8 protein-coding genes are annotated in these 7,044 nt (G+C 46.7%); 5 read left to right on the top strand and 3 right to left on the bottom strand.

Features of this window, described 5'->3' with window-relative positions:
• Window positions 1-642: 642 nt before the first annotated feature.
• The 3 genes from RID09_RS18485 to RID09_RS18475 form a co-directional block, all read right to left on the bottom strand.
• Entirely contained in the window at window positions 643-798 is a 156-nt protein-coding gene (locus tag RID09_RS18485) for a hypothetical protein (protein WP_446337391.1), read from the bottom strand.
• Window positions 799-1,024: 226 nt separating this feature from the next.
• Entirely contained in the window at window positions 1,025-1,741 is a 717-nt protein-coding gene (locus RID09_RS18480) for a biliverdin-producing heme oxygenase (protein WP_446337390.1), read from the bottom strand.
• 295 nt (window positions 1,742-2,036) lie between these two features.
• Window positions 2,037-3,278 (bottom strand): vWA domain-containing protein, encoded by a 1,242-nt coding sequence (locus RID09_RS18475; protein ID WP_446337389.1) that lies wholly within the window; start codon window positions 3,276-3,278, stop codon window positions 2,037-2,039.
• Window positions 3,279-3,475: 197 nt separating this feature from the next.
• Here RID09_RS18475 and RID09_RS18470 point away from each other — a divergent pair, with 197 nt between their 5' ends.
• The 5 genes from RID09_RS18470 to RID09_RS18450 all read left to right on the top strand — a co-directional run bounded on the left by RID09_RS18470 (window position 3,476) and on the right by RID09_RS18450 (window position 6,940).
• Window positions 3,476-4,132, top strand: a complete 657-nt coding sequence (locus RID09_RS18470) for an ATP-dependent Clp protease proteolytic subunit (RefSeq protein WP_446337388.1) — start codon at window positions 3,476-3,478, stop codon at window positions 4,130-4,132.
• A gap of 211 nt (window positions 4,133-4,343) precedes the next feature.
• Window positions 4,344-4,940, top strand: coding sequence for an ATP-dependent Clp protease proteolytic subunit (locus tag RID09_RS18465; RefSeq protein WP_446337387.1), 597 nt, complete (start codon window positions 4,344-4,346; stop codon window positions 4,938-4,940).
• 65 nt (window positions 4,941-5,005) lie between these two features.
• Window positions 5,006-5,584: a J domain-containing protein gene (locus RID09_RS18460; protein WP_446337392.1), complete on the top strand. Its 579-nt coding sequence runs from the start codon at window positions 5,006-5,008 to the stop codon at window positions 5,582-5,584.
• A gap of 671 nt (window positions 5,585-6,255) precedes the next feature.
• Window positions 6,256-6,735 (top strand): hypothetical protein, encoded by a 480-nt coding sequence (locus tag RID09_RS18455; protein WP_446337386.1) that lies wholly within the window; start codon window positions 6,256-6,258, stop codon window positions 6,733-6,735.
• 52 nt (window positions 6,736-6,787) lie between these two features.
• Window positions 6,788-6,940: a hypothetical protein gene (locus RID09_RS18450; protein WP_446337385.1), complete on the top strand. Its 153-nt coding sequence runs from the start codon at window positions 6,788-6,790 to the stop codon at window positions 6,938-6,940.
• Window positions 6,941-7,044 lie beyond the last annotated feature (104 nt).

Below are 7,044 nucleotides of genomic sequence, written 5' to 3'. Positions count from 1 at the left end.
GAGCAGCAAACTGGCTATCGCATCCGCTGGTAGGTCTTTAACACTTGCCGATAACGTAGTGCGCTTAGCACTTAGGCTGGTAAGCACAGCTTTAACTTATTTGGCTAAAGCTCCGTGTATGCGAGACCGGGGTTGCTTACTTATAACCGAGTATCGATCAGTCCGGCTTGTGTAACAGACTTCTCTTGCCGACTAAAAGCCAATCAATGACTTTGTTCGACTCGATAGTATTTGTCCAAGGTCGGTGGCTTTTGGCAGGATATCGATATGACATTATCGAGCCCGAATCAGCGCTTGAGTCCCAGACTAACAGGGTTGACGGTTTCCCACCAGTCCACACTTTACCTCTGAGACCCAGGTCTTGTCATACTTGCGTATGACGTTGTTACACCATGTTGAATGATATGGCAATCAGCTAACCTTGGCAACCACCTAGCTGAATTAATTTTCACTGATTTTGTAAAATTTTGTTAACAGCACTGGAAATATAGATTACATCGAAGTCTTGTGGTAAGGGTAGGGAACAGGGAACGGGTAATAGGGAACATAGAACAGTAGAGAATGTCCTAACCTTTATAGCGACAGCTAAGTACCTAGACATAAATTCTCTGCGCTGTACTAAGAAAGTTCCCTGTAATAATCTTAATAAGGTGTTCCATTCGGGTAAAGCAGTTTAATCCGCTTTTGACGAAGCTGTTCCTCTTCTTTGTGAAGTTCTACTAATTGCTGCACCACTTCAGACGTCACCCCTAATAGTTCAGCCATTTGATAGATTTTATCCAGTTCCGGTTCGTTCAACTCACCGTCTGCTGCTGAAGCTTTAATCAGCCGTACATCTGGTTAAAGAGCCAGAGGTTCCCTTTTCTTTGATAATCTGTAGTCGTTGTCATTGTTTTCTCCTCGGAATATTCCAGACGTTAGATTAGGATTTTGAAAGTCTATCATGTTAAGGCGGCACAACTGATCCTCCTTCAACTCAGAAGATAGGATGAGCCGCACCGCCTCGCTCAGTATTACAGCCAGTTTATTCCGCCGTAGCCAGTTCTGTGCTACCACTACTCCGACGACGAGTTAGGGTGTTGAAGAGCATTTGACCAATGGCTTTAATCAGGTTACCTTCTAATTCCTGGAACAGATTCATATTCATGCCAAATGCCGCATTTGCCTCATCAACAATCCGTTCGGCTGTGGCGTCATCAATGGGGAGTTCATTCAAGGCTTGGCGATAGTTGGCTTTGAATTCCTTTTCGTCAGGAATCTCTTGAAACTCGTAAAACGCTGTACCTTCACCCTCGGATAAATTCATCGCCCGTTGAGCAATCTTTTTCAGGATTTGCCCCCCAGATAAATCTCCCAGATAGCGCGTGTAGCACTGGGCAATTAATAGTTCGGGTTCAGAGGCGGACACGTCGCGAATTCGCTGCACGTAGTCTTTCCCGGCGGCTGAAGGCGCTATTTGGTCGCGCCAATTTGCGCCGTAGTAGTAGTATAAGTCTTGCTCTAAACTTTTCTGGCGATTGAGTTGGGGAAAGTAGATTTTTGAGAGAACCGGATGTTGGCGATGGCGCTCCATTTCTTCTTCCATCGCACAATAGACGAAGTAGAGATTGGCGACAAGTTTTCGGTACGATTTCTTTTCTACGACGCCTTTCAAAAAGCATTTGACAAATCCCACGTTTTCTGCCATGCTGTGGGCTTTTTTGGTTCCCTCACGTAACTGGGTGGCTAGATTGGTACTCATGTTAAATTTCCTATCCCTAAGGTTAACGACTTGTGTATTTTTACGTCCAAAACGTATCAAAACTGTCCCAAATGCTTAGGGTAAACTGATATGATGAGAATTGATATTAAGAATTGTAAAATTGTTGACTCAAGTCTTACCCATAGGCAATAGCTTGAAGAATAGTAGGCAGGGTGTGGGGTGTGGGGTGTCGGGCGTGGGAAGAAAAAGCAGACACCATGAACCCTAAAGGCTTTATGCCTTATACCTTATGCCTTGTCCCTGCCACAAAGGGGTAGTTAACCCGGAGTTAGGATCAATCCTGCAAGATTGTCTTAGACACAATCCGAGTTTTCTTGCGATCGGCTTCTGAGAGATCTTCCCCAGATTGTAAACGAGTGGCGTTGGTTTGGAGGACAGTAGCTGCACTTTGATCTCCCATTTGGATCGCAGTATTGGCAGCCGTTTGTAACATTGTGGCAGCGCCAGCCCGATCGCCTTTTTGCAGTTTGGCTTCGGCTATTTGAGTTTGCCTGTATTTGGCTAATGCCAGAATCGATTGTTGGACTTTCGTGTTGGGAGCCGGTTGATAGGTACTCTGAACGTTAATCTCCACCGGGATCTGTTCCGACTTTAATCCCTCTTCCCCCGTAGCGGGGTCATCATAAAGCACTTGTAGCTTCGCGATCGCCTGATACCCCACAGACAGTTGCCCCAGATACAGGTTCGCCAGAATCACCCGTTCCGCATCCGTCATCAAATCGCCCAAGCGGACGACAAATTGATCGCCTTGGGGTTGCAGAGGCAGTTCAATCGTATCCGGCGCGACTTGGGCAATGGGTTTTAATTCGGCAAACCGCACTTTGGGCATTAATTCAAATACCAAGTAAGCATTGGTCAATCCGACGGCTTGGATGCGGTTAAACAAGCGTCCAAACTCCTGCACGGCTTGTTCTGGCTGTTCGATATAACAAAGCGCACCACTCCCAGCATCGGCAATTTTTTCCAGAACATCTTGGTTCCAATTCGCCCCAAATCCTAGGCTATTGATCGTCAGCTTGTGTTCCACCGCCAGTTGGGCTAATTTCAAGCAGCGTTTATTGTCTCCATGCTCATTTTCGCCATCCGTCAGCAGAAACACCTGAGACACGGCTTCGGCTTTCCCTTTTGCCACTTCTTCAATACCCAGTTTCAACCCCTCATCAATGGCAGTTCCCCCATCAGCAGTCAGTTGCCGGATTTGGGATTTAATCGTTTCTGTATTGTCGAGCCCTTGATTGGGTACCAGCACTTTGGCACGGTGATCAAAGGCAATCACACAGATGCGATCGCCCTGTTTGAGTCGTTCAATCAGTTGAATCGCCGCTTTTTTCACCGTTTCCAGGGGACGCCCATGCATCGAGCCACTGTGGTCTAGAATTAAGCATAAATTCAAGGGTAGCGACTGATCCAGTGATTGGCTGATTGCCCGAATCGCTATCGATAACTGACGCTGGGAACTGGGTTGATTGGCATCAAGATTGATATCGCTGAGGGCAGGGTGTAAACCAACTTTCATTGTCTAAAACTCCTAAGCCAGTAAAAAGAGGTAACTATAGTAACTTTCTTGCAATACATAAGTACTAGTCTAGAGCCAGGGTCGCTCATGGCACACCCCAAATCGCCATCGATGAAAAGAACTACCCCAGGCAACTTCACGACTCACGCTACTATGTTTTAAAGATAGCGCCATTATTGCATTCCCAAGTACCGTAGATGAAACAACCGATTCAGGCAGTTCAATCAACCTACTATGGTCGGCAAAACTACCGAACCCCGCCACCCGATTTACCTTCACTGCTCCTCAACGAGCGAATTGTCTATCTGGGTTTGCCCTTGGTACCACAAGTCACCGAACTGATTGTGGCAGAACTTTTGTATTTGCAGTACGACGATCCCGACAAGCCGATTAAAATTTACATCAACTCCACGGGAACCTCCCGTTACGATGGTGAACCGATTGGCTTTGAAACGGAAGCCTTTGCCATCTGTGACACGATGAATTACATTCAACCCCCCATCCATACCATTTGTATTGGTTCGGCAATGGGGATGGCGGCGATGCTACTGTCGGCGGGAACAAAAGGCTCTCGGGCAAGTTTACCCAATGCCTCTATTGTGCTGCACCAACCCAAGAGCTATGCACGGGGTCAAGCCACGGATATCCAAATTCGAGCCAAGGAAGTGCTAGCCAACAAAAAGACCATGATGGATATTTTTGCCAAAAATACAGGTCAATCTGCCCAAAAGATTGCCAAGGATATGGAGCGGATGTTGTACCTGACCCCTTATGAGGCAAAAGAGTATGGCTTGATTGATCGGGTGTTAGAGAGCGATGAGGTTCCGGCTGCTATAGCCGCCAGTGCGTCTTAATCCCTCCTCTTGCACTGACACTCAGGGCAGTTTTGCTGTTCTCCTTCGAGACAACCCTCCTGATTAATGCCTAAACCATTACCATCAGACAAGACGAGCAATGGTACGTACCGGGGCGGGTTTAGTCGCATCTGGGTGAGAGAAGAAACGATAGTTGTGAAAAGAGCCCCTACAGACTATTCAAAACGTTTTCTAGAATTCGGAGTAAATTATGCCTATTGGCGTCCCCAAAGTTCCTTATCAACTTCCCGGTTCTCCTTACAGCGATTGGATTGATATCTACAATCGTCTCTACCGGGAACGGATTATTTTTCTGGGTAAAGAAGTCGATGATGAGATTACTAACCAGATCATCGCGGTGATGCTTTACCTGGATTCCGAAGACAACAACAAAGATATTTATCTTTACATCAATTCTCCTGGTGGTTCAGTTACTGCAGGCATGGCGATTTATGACACCATGCAGCATATTAAGTCGGATGTAGTCACCATCTGTGTCGGTTTAGCGGCGTCGATGGGTTCTTTCCTGCTTATGGCTGGTAAGCAGGGGAAACGGTTAGCGTTACCTCACTCACGGATCATGATTCACCAACCCTCTGGGGGGGTGCGTGGACAAGCGACGGATATTGAGATTGAAGCCAGGGAGATTTTGCGAATCCGGCGTCAACTCAACCAAATCTATGCGGATAAGACGGGTCAATCGGTTGAGAAGATTGAAAAAGATATCGATCGCGACTTTTTCATGTCGGCTCAAGAGGCGAAGGAGTACGGATTGATTGACCGTGTGATTGAGGAAAGAGCAGGATAAGATAGACGAATCGGTAGGGCAGTTCTAAAATACTGCCTCTACACCTATCAGTGCTTGTTCTGGAAATGAATCTGGTGGATTGTTATCGATTGTTGGGTTTAAGTGATGGAGCCTCTCGATCTGAGATTAAGGCATCGTATCGGCGTTTGGCACGCCAGTGTCATCCCGATGTCAATGTCGGCGATCAATTGGCTCAAACCAAGTTTATTGAGTTGACACAGGCGTATAAGCTGCTGCTGAATGTGGTTAAACCGTTGGGAACAACTCACTCGGCTGAGGATTCCCAGACGGTTACGATGACAAAGAAGCCGCCAACCAAACCGCCGACTATTCCCCCCCTGTCGGAGATTGAATATCAGCTCAAATGGACGTCCTACGAGCGCTTACAGCAGTTGCTCAAAGAACAACGATTTGCCCGTGCGATCGCGCTGGTTGAGGGGTTGGCGCAACGGATTCCCCACGATCCAGAGGTGCGTCAGTGGCAAGCGATTACTTATCAATGTTGGGGACGGTATTTGGTTAAGAATGGGCAGTTGAATAAAGCCAGAATTTATTTGAAAAAAGCCCTGAAGACTGACCCCCATAACCGTTCCCTGTGGGCGGAAGTCGAACTCGATTTTCGCCGCATGGAACAGATGGTTTAGTGATGCTTAGAAATAGTTACAGATTTTTTTTTGTTTTGGGTGCGATCGCTCCTTTTTTTTGGTATACTTTTATCATGGGAAAATGTGCCGACCTATAGACTCGATGCTCATCACTTCAAAGCTTAACCCTACTCAGAGCGATCGCATTCCCCAATGGTCAATAATTCTCCTTTTGGGGCGAGCCGCTGGCACAAAGGAACCACTAGAGAAACAGGGCGGGTTTAGTCACATTGAGATGCAACCAAAAAGATAGTAGTAAAACCCGCCCCTACAGAGGATCGGGTCGCCCTTTACTCAATTTCCTGTGTCAAAATGTGTTTCTTATGAGTTATAGGTTTTCCTTGAGATGCTTCCAAATCAGACTATTCCCCCCTTTTTAAGCAGGGGGTTTTCAAAGTCCGGGGGAATCTCTTATTAAGTAACGGTTTAACCTTAAGTTGACACTAATGACGCTCCGTGCGCCCACAGACGTGCGCCCGCCCAATAATTAATTAGGCGCCCGATTAACAAGGTATAATGGACGACAGTGAATCCGATTGTTATTTGTCCCCAGTCTGGGAAGATTGCGAGAGTTAAAAGAAATTGACGAATTATTATCCAGAGGATAAATTAGACTTCTACCAGACAATGTTTGGGATAGACTTGAAACAGCTACCCTTGAGGAGCTTTAAATGTCTCGTTTTTACGCCGTTGCATCAGCGTTAACCCTGGCAAGTGCTATGGGGTTTAGTTCTGAGGCGCTGGCTCAAACCGTTGATATTCCATTTACGGCTAGTGTTCCCATTGAAGTAACCTTTGACCAGGTTGTCCTGGGTACAGTGGAAACAACGGCTAGTGGTGGTTCAGTTCAACTACCTAATGTTATAGAATCCGTCAATCCAGCCACCGTAACGTTACAGTCTAACACCCCTGCTACGCTAACAGTTTCACCGCCTCGCCTCATCTCTGGGTCAACACCTGATCCGGATGGGACAACTTATGTAACGTTTGTTACGGTTGGGACACAACAGGTGACGGCGGATACGGCAGAGGTTACCATGAATCTTCCGGTGGGAATGAGTGATTTAGAAGTCGATATGCGTGTGGAAAGACCTGTACCGTTTCCGGCGGGGACTTACAACTATGCGGTGACGCTGACGGTTATCCCTTAATTCGCTCATCGATGTTTGGTTCTTATGTGCATATACCTTAAGGAGGGTTTCCATGATTCGTCGTTTAGTTTTATCTGGCTTTGTTCTGGCGGGTGCGGTGGCGTTTAGTCCGAACGTTTTGGCGCAATCGGTTGATGTTATTTTTGAAGGGAATATTGGCGAAGAGTGTACCCGCATTTCTCACAAAAGGCGTGATTGCGAATAGCAGAAACCTTACCAGACAAGGATTTAAGCCCATTTCTTCACCCCCAGTTGCACAGAACAGTGTGTTGCGCCTTCAAGCCTCTGAATAATCATTTTTCTCAACCT

Source organism: Coleofasciculus sp. G1-WW12-02 (assembly GCF_040219735.1).
In the GTDB taxonomy this organism is placed as follows: domain Bacteria; phylum Cyanobacteriota; class Cyanobacteriia; order Cyanobacteriales; family Coleofasciculaceae; genus Coleofasciculus.
This window is presented reverse-complemented; position numbering and strand designations above follow the sequence as displayed.